This is a genomic window from Streptomyces sp. NPDC050315, from assembly GCF_040655775.1.
Taxonomy (GTDB): domain Bacteria; phylum Actinomycetota; class Actinomycetes; order Streptomycetales; family Streptomycetaceae; genus Streptomyces.
Genome location: NZ_JBFAKN010000001.1, coordinates 299,967 through 313,717 on the forward strand (window position 1 = coordinate 299,967; position 13,751 = coordinate 313,717).

13 protein-coding genes are annotated in these 13,751 nt (G+C 72.4%); 4 read left to right on the plus strand and 9 right to left on the minus strand.

Annotated elements, in window-relative coordinates; translation table 11 throughout:
* Nucleotides 1–24: 24 nt before the first annotated feature.
* The 4 genes from AB0I82_RS01410 to AB0I82_RS01425 all read right to left on the minus strand — a co-directional run bounded on the left by AB0I82_RS01410 (nucleotide 25) and on the right by AB0I82_RS01425 (nucleotide 3,358).
* Nucleotides 25–1,338 carry an MFS transporter gene (locus AB0I82_RS01410; protein ID WP_363254965.1) on the minus strand — a complete coding sequence of 438 codons (1,314 nt, stop codon included), beginning with the start codon at nucleotides 1,336–1,338 and terminating at the stop codon, nucleotides 25–27.
* A complete protein-coding gene (locus AB0I82_RS01415; RefSeq protein WP_363254966.1) occupies nucleotides 1,335–1,853 on the minus strand; it encodes a hypothetical protein in 519 nt (172 codons plus the stop codon). Before AB0I82_RS01415 ends, AB0I82_RS01410 begins: the two co-directional genes overlap by 4 nt.
* Nucleotides 1,854–1,861: 8 nt before the next feature.
* Complete coding sequence (locus tag AB0I82_RS01420; RefSeq protein WP_363254967.1) at nucleotides 1,862–3,115, minus strand: hypothetical protein; 1,254 nt, start codon at nucleotides 3,113–3,115, stop codon at nucleotides 1,862–1,864.
* A 90-nt stretch (nucleotides 3,116–3,205) separates the two neighbouring features.
* Nucleotides 3,206–3,358, minus strand: a complete 153-nt coding sequence (locus AB0I82_RS01425; RefSeq protein WP_363254968.1) for a hypothetical protein — start codon at nucleotides 3,356–3,358, stop codon at nucleotides 3,206–3,208.
* A 221-nt stretch (nucleotides 3,359–3,579) separates the two neighbouring features.
* Between AB0I82_RS01425 and AB0I82_RS01430 the strand changes: the two genes are divergently transcribed.
* Nucleotides 3,580–5,124, plus strand: coding sequence for an ATP-dependent DNA ligase (locus AB0I82_RS01430; RefSeq protein ID WP_363254969.1), 1,545 nt, complete (start codon nucleotides 3,580–3,582; stop codon nucleotides 5,122–5,124).
* 3 nt (nucleotides 5,125–5,127) lie between these two features.
* Entirely contained in the window at nucleotides 5,128–5,607 is a 480-nt protein-coding gene (locus AB0I82_RS01435) for an NUDIX domain-containing protein (protein WP_363254970.1), read from the plus strand.
* Here the strand turns inward: AB0I82_RS01435 and AB0I82_RS01440 are convergent.
* From AB0I82_RS01440 to AB0I82_RS01450, 3 genes are read right to left on the minus strand one after another with little or no spacing between them, the layout of a single operon-like run.
* Nucleotides 5,594–6,355, minus strand: a complete 762-nt coding sequence (locus tag AB0I82_RS01440; protein WP_363254971.1) for a nucleotidyltransferase domain-containing protein — start codon at nucleotides 6,353–6,355, stop codon at nucleotides 5,594–5,596. The two genes, AB0I82_RS01435 and AB0I82_RS01440, sit on opposite strands and share 14 nt — an antisense overlap.
* 31 nt (nucleotides 6,356–6,386) lie before the next feature.
* Entirely contained in the window at nucleotides 6,387–7,571 is a 1,185-nt protein-coding gene (locus AB0I82_RS01445) for a flavin-dependent oxidoreductase (protein WP_363254972.1), read from the minus strand.
* Nucleotides 7,568–7,957, minus strand: coding sequence for a nuclear transport factor 2 family protein (locus tag AB0I82_RS01450; RefSeq protein WP_363254973.1), 390 nt, complete (start codon nucleotides 7,955–7,957; stop codon nucleotides 7,568–7,570). Before AB0I82_RS01450 ends, AB0I82_RS01445 begins: the two co-directional genes overlap by 4 nt.
* Before the next feature lie 133 nt (nucleotides 7,958–8,090).
* Between AB0I82_RS01450 and AB0I82_RS01455 the strand changes: the two genes are divergently transcribed.
* The gene (locus tag AB0I82_RS01455; RefSeq protein ID WP_363254974.1) at nucleotides 8,091–8,969 is read left to right on the plus strand and encodes a LysR substrate-binding domain-containing protein; all 879 of its coding nucleotides are present in this window, start codon (nucleotides 8,091–8,093) and stop codon (nucleotides 8,967–8,969) included.
* 20 nt (nucleotides 8,970–8,989) lie between these two features.
* Here the strand turns inward: AB0I82_RS01455 and AB0I82_RS01460 are convergent, their stop codons facing one another.
* Both AB0I82_RS01460 and AB0I82_RS01465 read right to left on the minus strand, forming a co-directional pair.
* Nucleotides 8,990–10,090 (minus strand): histidine kinase, encoded by a 1,101-nt coding sequence (locus AB0I82_RS01460; protein ID WP_363254975.1) that lies wholly within the window; start codon nucleotides 10,088–10,090, stop codon nucleotides 8,990–8,992.
* Nucleotides 10,087–10,752 carry a response regulator transcription factor gene (locus tag AB0I82_RS01465; protein WP_363254977.1) on the minus strand — a complete coding sequence of 222 codons (666 nt, stop codon included), beginning with the start codon at nucleotides 10,750–10,752 and terminating at the stop codon, nucleotides 10,087–10,089. Before AB0I82_RS01465 ends, AB0I82_RS01460 begins: the two co-directional genes overlap by 4 nt.
* 417 nt (nucleotides 10,753–11,169) lie before the next feature.
* Here AB0I82_RS01465 and AB0I82_RS01470 point away from each other — a divergent pair, with 417 nt between their 5' ends.
* Entirely contained in the window at nucleotides 11,170–13,653 is a 2,484-nt protein-coding gene (locus AB0I82_RS01470) for a Pls/PosA family non-ribosomal peptide synthetase (RefSeq protein ID WP_363256034.1), read from the plus strand.
* The last annotated feature ends 98 nt before the right edge of the window (nucleotides 13,654–13,751 follow it).

The window sequence follows — 13,751 nt, forward strand, 5'->3', positions numbered from 1 at the left end:
CGTGTGCGGTGCGTCCGGGGCATGTCACGGGCTCCCCTCGGGCGCGGCGGGGCCGGGCCGGGGCCGCCGTACGGTCAGCGCCAGGACGGGCACGACCGCCAGCGCCAGCGCTCCTCCGGCGAGGGCCAGCAGCGGGAAGCCGCCCGCGACGACGACCATTCCGGAGGACAGTCCGCCGGTGGCCCCCGCGACGGCGAGGGCCACGTCCAGCAGGCCCTGCGTACGGGCGCGGGTGGCCGCCGGCAGTGCGTCGGTGACCAGGGCGGTGCCGCTGATCAGGCCGAAGTTCCAGCCGAGGCCGAGCAGGACGAGTGCGGTGGCGAGCGCCGGTACGGAGTGGACAGGCGCCAGGGCCGCCACAATGCCTGCCGCGCACAGCGTCACGCCGGACGCGACCGCGACCGGCAGCCGCCCGGCCCGGTCGACGAGGAGTCCCGTCAGCGGGGAGGGCAGGAACATCGCCGCGACATGAAGGGCGATGACCAGTCCCGCGGCCCCGGTGCTGTGGCCGTGCGCCCGCATGTGGACCGGCGTCATGGTCATGATCGCGATCATCGCGAGCTGGCCGGTCACCATGACGGAGGTACCGGCGAGGAGGCGGCGCCGGTCCGGGCGGACGGGCGTGCTCGGCGCCGGGTCCGCGTCGGCCTGGACGGCCGTGTCGGCCAGGGTGCGGGCCAGCCGCAGCGGGTCGGGGCGCAGCAGCGTGCCGAGGAGGACCGCGGCCGCCGCGAAGGCGACGGTGGCCAGGGCGAACGGGCCCGCCAGGCGCGGGATGCCCCAGCCGTGCGCGATCTCGCCGGTGGCGGTCACCAGCAGCGGCCCGGCCACCGCGCCGAGTGTGGTGGCCATCAGTACGGTGCTCACCGCCCGGCCGCGCCGCTCGGGCGCCGCCAGGTCGGCCCCGGCGTAACGGGCCATCAGATTGGTGGCCGTGCCCGCGCCGTAGACCGTGAGCGAGACGAAGAGCAGTACGGCATCGGCGGTGGCGGCGGCCGCGACGACACCGAGGCTGCCGAGCGCGCCCACGCCGTAGCCCAGCGCGAGGCCGGGGCGCCGGCCCCAGCGCTGGCACAGCCGGCCGACGGCCACGGCACCGAGCGCCGACCCGCCGGTGAACAGGGCGCTGGGCAGGCCGGCCGTCCCCGTCGAGCCGAGCATTTCCTCGGCGAGCAGCGCGCCGACGGTGATGCCGGCGGCCAGGCCCGCGCCGCTGAGGATCTGGGAGAGCACCAGGACGGTCAGTATGCGGCGTTGCGCGGTGGCCACGGGCAACGCGGTGACTACCGGCGGCCCGTGCGCCGGGGCGGTCCCGGTCCGTTCGGTCATGTCCGTCATAGTTGTGGGCCCCGTGCCGGTTCCAGCGCGGAGATCTCCTGCAAGGACATGTCCAGCCGCTCGTGCAGGAAGCGGACGATGGTCCAGTGCGGCAGCGCGCCCTCGTCGAAGGGGCCGAATTCCCGGCAGTACAGCGGAATCCAGCGCAGCGCCTCTTCGATCGCCTGCTCGCGCCCCGGCTCCTGCTGGTACTCCTCGTACCCGATGCTGCGGTGTTCGATGAAGAACTTCCCCGGCAGACGTTCTTCGCACAGCGCCCGGTATTCGCGCGTCTGCAGGATGAGGTAGTGCCAGAATTCGTCGATCTCCTGCTCGACGGGCAGGAACAACCCGCTGAGTTCTTCGGGGTACTTGGAGATCAGATAGAGGTACCGCAGGCATTCCAGCGCCTGGCGTTCGGTGTACTCGCGGGGCGCGTCGGCGCCGGCCGCGAAGTGCCCGACCAGTTCCGCGTACAGCGCGGGGCCGAGCAGCGCCGTGAGGTCGTCCGCCGTCACGAACGTCTTCGTGGTCATGGTCCTTCTCACTTTCCGTCCGGGGCGAGCCAGGCGTACTTCCCCGACTTTCCGATGGGAATGTGGTCCCGGTGGTCGAGTACGCAGCGGCGGCCGGTCAGTTCGCGTACGCCGTGCCCCAGGGCGGCCACCTGTGGGGATGCGAGCGGCTTGCCGTCGAACGTGGTGTACGCGAGCACGGCCTCGGCGGGGCTGAGGACCCGCAGCTGGTGGACGAAGACGCGGGGCGAGACGGAGCCGACGAGTGCGTCCAGGTCGCCTTGCGACACCGGGCCCGCGGGGGAATCCAGCAATTCCTTTTCCCGGCCGCAGAATTGGGTGATTTTCGCCGGGTCGGGGGTGCCGTCCGACGTGCGGGCGCAGTCGCCGGAGCGGTAGCGGACGAGCGGCATGTGCGGATTGCGCAGGCTGGTGACGATGAGGTGGAAGAGCCCGCTGCCCTCGGCCACCGGCGCGAGTTCGACGCCCATCTCGTCGAGGAAGGGGTGGTAGCGGCCGCGGCGGTCGCTGTAGAAGAGGTAACCCAGCTCCGTGCTGCCGAACAGGTCGATGATCGGGCACGCGAAGTGCTGCTGGAGATACCGGCGCACGTTGACCGGCGTGTATTCGTAGGCGTGGATGATGCTCGCCGGTGGCGAGAACGCGTCCCACAGACCCCAGGTGTGGATTTTCTGCAGCAGATGCGCCAAGTGGTAGCCGGAACAGTCCAGGTGGTACCACCCGCGTGGGTGCGTCTGCCGGGCCGCTTCGATTTCGGCGAGCATCCGCTCGACGTCGGCGCGCTCCCAGAGCGCGGGGTCGAGGCGGAGATTGAGGTAAGAGGTGCGGGCGTCGAGCCGGCGGTCCTCCACACGCGGCTCGGGCGGCGGCTCCTCGCCGCGCTTCCTGGCATTCACCCGGGCGACGTGTTCCGTCGCGAGCACCGTCGTCAGGGAGACGCGCCGGCAGTCCGCTTCCCAGGTTTCCCGCAGATCCGGGTGCTCGCTCCACAGCCGGTAATAGGAGCGGAGGAGGAAGTACGGGGGACGGATGAGCTGCATCCGGGCGTGGTTGGTGCCCGTGGAGAGCACGAATTCCGCCTCGCCGGATTCGAGCGCCGTCGCGAGCGCGGGCGTCATCCAGTTGTCCGGGAAGCCGCGCGCGATCTCGGCCTTTTCCAGTACCGGGAAATGGCCGCGGGCCAGCGCGTCACGGTAGATCGGAATGTCCTTGACGCGCGCGATGACCTCGGCCGTCGGCTGACCGTCCGGGGAAACCTTCAAGGGAAACCTCAACAGGGCTCGTGGGCCGGGGCCGGCCGGCGGCGGAGACGGCCGCCGCCGGCCGGCCCGGAAACACCGGGCAGCGACGGGTCAGGAAATGCAGCCGGTCTTCGTCGCGCTGATGCAGCCGGACTTCGGCGACGCGCTGATACAGCCGTCCTTGTCCGACTTCTGCGCCGAGTTGGCGGCGACCCAGCCCTGCCAGACGTCGTCCTGAGCCATCTTCTTGATGAGCTGTTCCATACGAACCTCCGAGAGGTGGAGTGCGGTGCTGGTCATGCGGCGCTGACGTGCGCTTTTACCGCACCGGTCGAAAGTAAAAGACTCACCAAGTCGATGTCAACGAATGGCAATGGCCAAAGGTCACAAAGGGTGCAGGGCGCGCCAACTTTTGGCGCGTTCAGGTCGTAACGGCCGGGCTCCGCCCGGAGGCGTGTCCGGGCCGTGCGAGGCACGATGGCCGTATGCTGCTGGCCCACCTTGCCCGCGTGTCCCAAGAAGTCGCCGCGACCTCCGCGCGTTCCCGGAAGATCGCGCTGCTGGCCGGGCTGTTCCGGGAGGCCGCGCCCGAGGACGTGCCGGTGGTCATCCCCTATCTGGCCGGACGGCTGCCCCAGGGGCGGATCGGCATCGGCTGGAACGCCCTGCGCGACCCCGCTCCCCCGGCCGAGCAGGCCGTACTGACCGTACGCGGCGTCGACTCGGGTCTCACCGCGCTCTCCCGGATCACCGGCACCGGCGCCCAGGCCGAACGCCGCCGGCTGGTGCAGCAGCTGCTGGCCACCGCCACCGAGCCGGAACAGCGCTTCCTGACCGGCCTGCTGACCGGCGAGGTGCGCCAGGGCGCGCTGGACGCACTCGCCGTCGAGGGGCTGGCGGCGGCGACGGACGCACCCCCGGCGGACGTGCGTCGGGCCGTGATGCTCGGCGGGCTGCAGGAGGTGGCCAGGGCCCTGCTGTCCGACGGCCCGCCCGCGCTGGCCGGGTTCCGGCTCACCGTGGGCCGCCCCGTCGGCCCGATGCTCGCGCACAGCGCTAAGTCACCGGCCGAGGCGGTCGGCAAGCTGGGCGCCTGCGCCGTGGAGGAGAAGCTCGACGGCATCCGGGTACAGGTGCACCGCGACGGCGACGACGTGCGCGTGCACACCCGCACCCTGGACGATGTCACCGACCGGCTCCCCGAGGTCGTCGAGGCCGCGCGTGCCCTGCCGGTCACCCGGTTCGTGCTCGACGGCGAGGTCATCGCGCTGGACGCGGACGGGCGCCCGCTGCCGTTCCAGCGCACCGCCGGGCGCTTCGGCTCCCGGGTCGATGTGGCCGCCGCGCACGCCGCGCTGCCGCTCTCCCCGGTCTTCTTCGACATCCTGGCGGCGGACGACCGGGACCTGATGGACCTCCCCTTCGCCGACCGCCACGCGGAGCTGGCCCGGATCGTGCCCGAGCCGATGCGGGTCCGCCGGGTCGTCGTCCAGGACCCGGCCGACCCGGCGGCGCTGGAGACGGTGGAGGACTTCTGGGCCGCGACGCTGCGCCGCGGCCACGAGGGCGTCGTGGTCAAGGCCCTGGATGCGCCCTACAGCGCGGGACGGCGCGGCGCCTCATGGCTAAAGGTGAAACCAGTCCACACCCTCGACCTCGTAGTGCTGGCGGCGGAGTGGGGACACGGCCGGCGCGCCGGCAAGCTCTCCAACCTCCACCTCGGCGCCCGCGGGCCCGACGGCTCGTTCGTCATGCTCGGCAAGACCTTCAAGGGCCTGACCGACGCCACCCTCGCCTGGCAGACCGAACGGCTTCAGGAACTCACCGTGGACCAGCGCGGCCATGTCGTGACCGTACGCCCGGAGCTCGTCGTGGAGATCGCCTACGACGGCCTCCAGACCTCCACCCGCTACCCTGCGGGCGTCACCCTGCGGTTCGCCCGGGTGCTGCGCTACCGGGAGGACAAATCGCCGGAGGAGGCCGACACGGTGACAGACATCCTGGCGGCCCACGACACGCCGGAGTCATAACGAATGACGGGCAAACGGAGCGCCGGGCTGCTGCTGTACCGCCGTACGAGCGGCGGCACCGAGCTGCTGCTGGCGCACATGGGCGGACCGCTGTGGGCCCGCCGCGAGGCCGGGGCGTGGACGGTACCGAAGGGCGAGTACGTACCGCCGGAGGAACCGCTGGCGGCCGCCCGGCGGGAGTTCGAGGAAGAGTTGGGCCTGCCGCCGCCGGAAGGCGCGTACGTCCCCCTGGGCGAGGTCCGTCAGTCGGGCGGCAAGACGGTCACCGTCTGGGCCGTCGAGGCCGACCTCGATCCCGACGCGATCGTCCCGGGGACCTTCGAGATGGAATGGCCCAAGAGCTCGGGCACCCTCCGCGCCTTCCCCGAGATCGACCGCGTGGCGTGGTGCGCCCCGGACCGGGCCGAGGAACTGCTCATCACAGCCCAACGCGCCTTCGTGGATCGCCTGCTCAACCACCTGACACCGTTCACGCCGCCGTGAACAGCGCCTCCGCCTCCGTGATGGCCTCCGCGAGGCTCTGCGGATCCGGCCGCAGCCCGGCGAGTACGTTGTCGATGCCGCGCAGCCCCGCCCGCTCCAGCAGCCGCTTCTCGTTGGTGGTCCACTCGCCGCGCGCCGCGAGGACCGCGTGGGCGGTCTGCAGCGCGGCGGTGGCGAGCGCGCCCGCGACCTCGGTTGCCTGACCGCGCGGCACGTACGCGCCCTTGGCGTACCGGAGCGTGAGCTCGGCGCGCCCGCGCCATACCGGTGGGGCCGCGGCGCGCAGCGGTTCCGGGTAGGCGGGGCGCGGCAGTTCGCCGCGCAGGACCTGGTTGACGGCCAGCTCCGCGACCACCAGGTAGCTGGGGATGCCCGCGAGGTGGAACATCAGCGGCTCCCAGTGGAAGCGGCCCTGCCCGGCCTCGGCGAGTTCGTGCTCGACGACGTCGAGGTCGCGGTAGTGGACGTCGACGTGCCGGCCGTCGATGACCAGCCAGGCGCCGCCGTTGAAGACGCCGCCGCCCCATTCGCCGAGCCCGGAGACCTCGCCCTCCCAGCCGACGGCGCGCAGCTCCGCCGGGTCGAAGGCACCGCGGTAGTACAGGGCGAAGTCCCAGTCGCTGTCGGCGGTGTGGGTGCCCTGGGCCCGCGAGCCGCCGAGGGTGACGGCGCGCACGGCGGACAGCCCCGCGAGCCGGTCGGCGACATGGTCCAGGAACTCCTGATCGGTCAGCACGGCTTCTCCCATGCCGCCGACCCTAACGCCCGCCCCCTCCCCCTCACCGAAGCGTCAGCGACGCCCGGGAGTTGAGTGCGTGCACGTCGCTGCCCGTGGCGTGCCGGTAGGTGTCGGTGATGCGGGCCAGGTCCTGCGGGGTCCGGCCGCCGGCCCGGTGCATCTCCCGGTTGGCCCGGACGACGGCCGTGGTCGCGTCGCGGCGTGCGTCCTCGTAGTGGGCCAGGCCGTCCGGTACTTCGGCGGCTCGCGCGAGTTCGTGGGCGAGGACGCGGGCGTCGACGACCGCCTGGGACGCACCGTTGGCGCCTACGGGGTACATCGGGTGGGCGGCGTCGCCGAGCAGGGTGACCCGGCCGCGGCCCCAGGAGGGCAGCGGGTCGCGGTCGACCATGGGGTACTGCAGGAGCGGTTCGCCGCCCGCCAGCAGCGCGGGCACGTCGAGCACGCCCAGCGTCCAGTCCGCGTAGTGCGGCAGCACGTCGGCGAGCCGGCCCGCGCTGTTCCAGGCCGCCTCCTCGGCGAGCGGCTGCGGCTCGGCCACCCTGACCTGGCAGACCCAGTTGATGCGGCCGCGGCCGATCGGGTACGCGATCAGCTCCGCGTCCCCGCCCGTCACGAGCACCGCCGAGGCCCCGGTGAGGAACGGTTCGGCCGCGGTGACGCCCCGCCACATGCGGATGCCCGACCACTGCAGCGGGCCGCCCGCCGGATGCAGCCGGGCACGGACGGCCGAGTGCAGGCCGTCGGCGCCCACGAGCGCCGCTGCGTCGTACGTCGTCGCCGCTCCGGTCGCCCGGTCGAGCAGCCGGGCCCGAACCGCGCCCGGCCGCTCCTCGAAGTCCACCAGCCGCGTCCCGGTACGGACCGCGTCCGGGCCCAGCCGGGCGCGCACCGCCGTGAGGAGCATGAGCTGGAGTTCGCCGCGGTGGAGGGAGTACTGCGGCCAGTGGTAGCCCTGCGCCCGGCCGCGCGGCTCGGTGAAGAGCCGTCGGCCGGACCGGTCGTAGTAGACGTTCTCGGTGGTGGCCACGCCGAGGGCGGCGAGCTCTTCGCCGAGGCCGAGTTCGGTCAGTTCGCGCACGGCGTGCGGCAGCAGGTTGATCCCGACGCCGAGCGGGCTGATCCGGCGGGCGCTCTCCACCACGACCGCGTCGATGCCCGCGGCGTGCAGGCTCAGCGCGGCGGTCAGCCCGCCGATGCCCGCGCCGGCGATCAGTACGGTCATCGTCCGGCCGCCGTCCCGGGCGTCGCGGGGGTCTCGGGGCGGTCCATGATGCGCAGCCAGCTCCCGTCCGGCTGCCGGCGCGCGACCTGCACCCGGCCGCCCGTGCCGTCGGCGGGCCGGGTGGAGGTCAGGGCGAGGTCACCGTACTGGACCGTCGGCAGCGGCTCCTCTTCCACGAACGGCAGGGATGCGTGCGCCACCATCCGCTCGCACACAGCGCGGATCGCGTCGCGGCCGACCGTCACGGACCCCGGCGGGTAGGCGAGCACGGCGTCGGGCGCGTACAGCTCGGCCAGCCCCTCGGCGTCACGGGCGTTGGCCCGCGCGACGAACAGCCGGGCGAGGTCCTCGGGGGTGGCGGCGCGTTCGCGGGTGGTCTCGGTCATGGCGGATTCCCTTCTCGTCCCTGCTCCTTGCTGCTTCCTGCTTTCACTCTGGAGCGGCCGCGATCAGAAGTCCAAGAGATGGTTGTTCTGGATGTAAGAAGCAGTGCTTCTGCCTCGCCTACAATGACCGCCCATGGAGCTTCACCAGTTGCAGTACTTCGTCGCCGTGGCCGAGGAGCGGAACTTCACCCGCGCCGCGGAGCGGCTGCACGTGGCCCAGCCCGGGGTCAGCGCGCAGGTCCGCCGGCTGGAGCGGGAGCTCGGCCAGGAGCTGCTGGACCGCTCGGGCCGCTCGGTGCGGCCGACCGAGGTGGGCGAGGCCGTCCTCCCGTACGCGCGCGCGGCGCTCGCCGCGGTCGACGGCGTCCGATATGCCGTCGACGAGCTGACCGGGCTGCTGCGCGGACAGGTCGCCGTCGGGACGGTGACCTCGCACCACGTCGCCCTGCCCGACCTGCTGGCGGAGTTCCACGAGGCCCACCCGGCGGTCGAGATCACCCTCTCCGAGGCCAACTCCGATCAGCTCATCGACGGCCTGCGGACGGGGCGGCTGGACGCGGCGATCGTCAGCGTGGGCAGCGAGACCCCCGCCGGTATCGACATCCAGGTGGTGGACGATCAGCCCATCGTGGCCGCGGTCGCTCCGGGCCACGAACTGGCCGTGCACCCGGTCATCTCGCTCGACACCCTGCGCGGCCGCCCGCTGATCAGCCTGCCGCGCGGGACGGGGCTGCGCACCCGGCTCGACGAGGCGTGTGCGGCTGCGGGGTTCACTCCGGAGATCGCCTTCGAGGCCAGCAGTCCGGAGGTCCTCGCCCAGCTCGCCGCGCGTGGCCTGGGGGCCGCGATCCTGCCGGGCGCCTTCGCCGAGGCGCGTTCCGGGCAGCTGCGCACCATCCACATCGACCCGCCCGTCCTGCGCGGCCGCCTGGTCCTCGCCTGGCGGGCGGCCGGTCCGACGAGCCCCGCCGCCCGCGCCCTGGTCGCCCGCGCCCGCGCCATGCTGCGCTGACGCGCCCGGCCGCGACGGACCTAGGGCCCCACCGGCAGCGTCAGATGCAGCCGGAAGCCGCCGTCCGCCGTGGGGCCCGCGGTGACCGTGCCGCCGAGGAGTTCGGCGCGCTGGCGGAGGCCGACCAGGCCGTGGGAGGCGCTGGGCAGGGGCAGGGCCGGGCGGGTGGGCGCGGTGTTGGTGACGGTGGCGTGCAGGGTGCCGCCCTCGTGGTGGATGCGGACCGTCGCGGTGGCGCCCGGGGCGTGCTTGCGTACGTTGGTCAGGGCTTCCTGGACGGTGCGGTAGACGGCGCGCTGGACGGTCGGCGGAAGCCCGTCGGGCAGGTCGGTCTTCAGCTCGGCTTCGATGCCGCTGCAGTCGACCAGGCGCTGCAGGTCGGCGAGGGAGGGCTGGGGGGTCAGCTCGGTCGGCCGGCTGCCGGAGGCACGTAACACGCTGACCATGTGCCGCAGTTCGTCCAGGGTCTGCACGCTGAGCCGCCGGATCGTGGCGGCCGCCTCCTTCACGGCGGGGTCGCGGGTGCCGACCTGGAGTGCTCCGGCGCGTACGGCGATCAGGCTGACCTGGTGGGAGACCACGTCGTGCATCTCGCGGGCGAGCTGGGCGCGTTCCTTGGCCAGTACGGTCTGGGAGAGCAGCAGCCGCTCGTGGTCGCGGGCCTCGGAGATCTCGGCGAGCCGCAGCGACAGGTCCCGGCGGGCCTGGACGAGCTGGCCGAGGAAGACGGGCGCGGCTGCCATCGCCAGCTTGTACCCGAGGTGGATCAGGGTCGAGGTGTCCTGGTAGTCGTCGTACTCCGGGTACGGCCAGGGCACGACGTGGCCGGCCACGACCGTCAGGGCGCAGAGGGCCAGGACCACGCGGCGGTGGGTGAGCGAGGCGAGGGTGTACAGCGCGGCCAGCGAGGCGTACTTGGCGTCGGCGATGACAAGCGCCGGGAGGGTGAGGACGAAGGTGGTGAGCGGCAGGTGGCGGCGGAGCGCCAGCGAGAAGGCGCCGAGCACCGAGCAGGCCGTGCCCCACGGGTCGTCCGGTTCGTAGTGGGCCCAGGCGTCGAGCAGGACGGCAACGATGAGGGCGACGTCCAGTAACCAGGTCGGCGGCCGTCTGTTCGTCATCCGCCCTCCCCGCCGCGTAACGGCCGTAACAGTCCGGCACGTTCGGCCAGCAGCGCCGCCTGGACGCGGCTGCTCACCCCCAGCTTGGTGAGGATGGCGCTGACGTGGTCCTTGACCGTGCCGGTGCTCAGGTGCATCTGGGTACCGATGTCGACATTGGACAGCCCTTCGGCGATGAGGAGGAGTACGGCGCGCTCGCGGTCGGTCAGCCGGGCCACGTCGCGCACGGCGGGCGCGTCGGGGCCGCTGTCCAGATAGCCGTTGACGACCGTGCGGGTGACCGTGGCGGACAGGACGACGCCGCCGGCGGCCAGCGTGCGGATGAGGTGCGGGAGTTGTTCGGGGTCGGTGTCCTTCAGCAGGAAGCCGTCGGCTCCGGAGCGCAGCGCCGTCGCCACGTATTCGTCGGTGTCGAAGGTGGTGAGCATGGCCACCACCGGCGGCTGCCGCAACCGGCGCAGTTCGGCCAGGACGGTGAGCCCGTCCACGTCCGGCATCCGGATGTCGAGCAGCACGACGTCCGGCCGTAACTCCCGTACGGTCCGCACCGCCTGGCCCCCGGGGACCGCCGCCACGACCTCGATGTCGTCCGCCGCACCCAGGATGTGCTGGAAGCCCGTACGGATCAGGGCCTCATCGTCCACCACCAGTACCCGGATCACGCGTGCTCCGCTCACCCTCGGGCCATTCGCCCGATGTGTACCACGCTGACTGCTTGCTTCCGGGTGCCCAGGGCCGGTTCCCGCCATGCGGCGGGGGTACTCCGGCCGGTCGGCGGGATGCGAATAGCCGGTCGGCGGGGCGGCACCGGCCGTTCGGCGGGGCGGCTCCGGAAACCTGGGGGATCGGTTCCGGCCCGTCCGCTCCGAAGACTGTTGAGCCGTGTACCGGGCGGCCGCCCCACCCCGGCGGCCGCCCCGTTCGGACCATCCCTCAGTCCACTTCCCCCGGCATCGGACCAGCCCCCCACCCCGCCGGCGGGCGGCAGGCGCCACTCTCGGCCTTTCGCCCGCCGGCTCGATCGTCACTCTCAAGGAGTCCAAGTGGTGGGAAAGAATGTCCAGGTCTCGACAGCCGACCTGGACGTACCCGCAACCGTCCCACGCGCGTACGCCGCACCGGCGGCCGGCACCGAGAGCCAACTCGCCGAGGTGCTGGCCGGCGTCGTACGCGTCGAACATGTACCGCTCGACAGCCACTTCTTCGACGACCTCAACGCCGACTCGCTGCTGATGGCCCAGTTCTGCGCCCGGGTCCGGAAGCGCGAAGACCTGCCGTCGGTGTCGATGAAGGACATCTACCGGTACCCGACGATCCGCAGCCTGGCATCGGGGCTCGCCGAGCCCGCGGCCGGGCCCGCGCCGGGACCCGCCGAGTCACCGGCGCCCGCGCCGGTGCCACCGTCCGAGGCCGTGGTACCGGCGAGGGCCGGCACGGCGCAGTACGTCCTGTGCGGGGCGCTGCAGCTCCTGATCTTCCTCGGCTACACCTGCCTCACCGCGGTCGTCATCGCCCGCGGTTACGACTGGGTCGCCGCCGGGCCGGGTCTGCTCGACAAGTACCTGCGCACTGTCGCGTTCGGCGGCGCGGTCTTCACCGCCCTGTGCGTCCTGCCGATCCTGGCCAAGTGGCTGCTCGTCGGCCGGTGGAAGGCGCAGCGGATACCCATCTGGAGTCTGGCGTACCTCCGGTTCTGGCTGGTCAGGACGCTGATCCAGATGAACCCGCTGGTGCTGTTCGCCGGTTCACCGCTCTACGTGCTCTACCTGAGGGCGCTGGGCGCGAAGATCGGGCGCGACGTCACGGTGCTCTCCAAGCACCTGCCCGTCTGCACCGATCTGCTCACGGTCGGCGACGGCACGGTCATCCGCAAGGACGCGTACGCCACTTGCTACCGGGCCGAGGCGGGCTGGATCCGGACCGGCCCCGTCACCCTCGGCAAGGACGTGTACATCAGCGAGGCCACGGTGCTCGACATCGACACCTCGCTCGGCGACGGGGCCCAGCTCGGCCATGCCTCGTCGCTGCACGCCGGGCAGTCGGTGCCGGCCGGCGAGCGGTGGCACGGGTCGCCCGCGCAGCGCACCACGACGGACTTCCGCACGGTCGGCGCCACCGACCTGCCCCTGCGGCGCAAGGTGACCTACAGCGTGACGCAGCTGCTGACCATGCTGTTCGTGTACGTGCCGCTGGTGATCGGCGGGGCGGACCTGCTGCTCGCCGAGGCACCGCAGCTCACCGCTTTCCTGTCCGCGCAGCCGCCGTCCGTCACGAGCTGGGTGTTCTACCGTGACGCGCTGATCGTGTCGTTCGTGCTCTTCTTCGGCTCGCTGATCGTCGGCCTGCTCTTCGTGTGCACCGTGCCCCGCCTGCTGCACCTCCTGGTGAAGCCGGACCGGGTCTATCCGCTGTACGGGTTCCACTACTCCGTCCACCGGGCGATCGCGCGGCTGAGCAACAACAAGCACTTCCTGCGCCTCTTCGGGGACAGCTCGTACATCGTCCACTACCTGCGCGGCCTCTCGTACGACCTGGGCGAGGTCGAGCAGACGGGGTCGAACTTCGGCACGGAGGTGAAGCACGAGAGCCCGCGCCTGAGCTCCATCGGCACCGGCACCATGGTCGCGGACGGCCTGTCGCTCCTGAACGCGGAGTACTCCAGTACGGCCTTCCGGCTGACCCGGGTGACGATCGGTCCGCACAACTTCCTCGGGAATCAGGTGACTTACCCCGCGCGGGGGCGGACGGGGAACAACTGCCTGCTCGCCACGAAGGTGATGGTCCCCATCGACGGGCCCGTCCGGGAGGGCGTCGGGCTGCTGGGCTCGCCCAGCTTCGAGATCCCGCGGACCGTCGAGCGCGACACGTCCTTCGACCACCTCCGGGACGGCGAGGCGTTCCGCCGCCGGCTGCGGGCCAAGAACAAGCACAATCTCGTCACCCTCGGCTCGTTCCTGCTCGCGCGGTGGATCTACACCTTCGGCGTCCTCACGGTCGGCTGGGCCACGGTCACGCTGTACTCCTCGTGGGGTGCGGCGGCGATCGCGCTGGCCACCCTGCTGACCCTGGTGTTCAGCGTCCTGTACACCGGGCTCCTGGAGCGTGCCAGTCAGCGGTTCCGGCGGCTGGTCCCGCGCCTCTGCTCGATCTACCACCCGCACTTCTGGCAGCACGAACGCTTCTGGAAGCACCAGGCGATCGAGCTGCGGCTGCTCAACGGCACGCCGTTCAAGGGCCTGTTCTGGCGGCTGCTGGGCGTCCGACTCGGCCGGCGGCTCTACGACGACGGCGCCCGGATGCCGGAGCGGACGCTCGTCACGATCGGCGACGACTGCACGCTCAACGTGGGCAGCGTCATCCAGTGCCACTCCCAGGAGGACGGCACCTTCAAGTCCGATCACACCACGCTCGGGAACGGCTGCACCCTGGGGACCGGCACGCTGGTCCATTACGGCGTGACGCTGGGCGACGGGGTGACGCTCGCTCCCGACTCGTTCCTGATGAAGGGCGAGGAGGTGCCCGCGCACGCACGCTGGGGCGGGAACCCGGCACACGAGATGTGAGCCCCCACCGGGGTGGTGGGGGGGGGGGGGGCGGGCCCCGCCCCCCGGCCCCCCCCCGGCCGGCCCCCCCCCCCCCCGGGGGGGGGGGGGGGGGCCCC

What these genes read in the sequence shown, in the direction of transcription:
- AB0I82_RS01410 (WP_363254965.1), bottom strand. Translation starts at nt 1,338, where the DNA reads ATGACGGACATGACCGAACGGACCGGGACCGCCCCGGCGCACGGGCCG.
- AB0I82_RS01415 (WP_363254966.1), bottom strand. Translation starts at nt 1,853, where the DNA reads ATGACCACGAAGACGTTCGTGACGGCGGACGACCTCACGGCGCTGCTC.
- AB0I82_RS01425 (WP_363254968.1), bottom strand. Translation starts at nt 3,358, where the DNA reads ATGGAACAGCTCATCAAGAAGATGGCTCAGGACGACGTCTGGCAGGGC.
- AB0I82_RS01430 (WP_363254969.1), top strand. Translation starts at nt 3,580, where the DNA reads ATGCTGCTGGCCCACCTTGCCCGCGTGTCCCAAGAAGTCGCCGCGACC.
- AB0I82_RS01435 (WP_363254970.1), top strand. Translation starts at nt 5,128, where the DNA reads ATGACGGGCAAACGGAGCGCCGGGCTGCTGCTGTACCGCCGTACGAGC.
- AB0I82_RS01440 (WP_363254971.1), bottom strand. Translation starts at nt 6,355, where the DNA reads ATGGGAGAAGCCGTGCTGACCGATCAGGAGTTCCTGGACCATGTCGCC.
- AB0I82_RS01445 (WP_363254972.1), bottom strand. Translation starts at nt 7,571, where the DNA reads ATGACCGTACTGATCGCCGGCGCGGGCATCGGCGGGCTGACCGCCGCG.
- AB0I82_RS01450 (WP_363254973.1), bottom strand. Translation starts at nt 7,957, where the DNA reads ATGACCGAGACCACCCGCGAACGCGCCGCCACCCCCGAGGACCTCGCC.
- AB0I82_RS01455 (WP_363254974.1), top strand. Translation starts at nt 8,091, where the DNA reads ATGGAGCTTCACCAGTTGCAGTACTTCGTCGCCGTGGCCGAGGAGCGG.
- AB0I82_RS01460 (WP_363254975.1), bottom strand. Translation starts at nt 10,090, where the DNA reads ATGACGAACAGACGGCCGCCGACCTGGTTACTGGACGTCGCCCTCATC.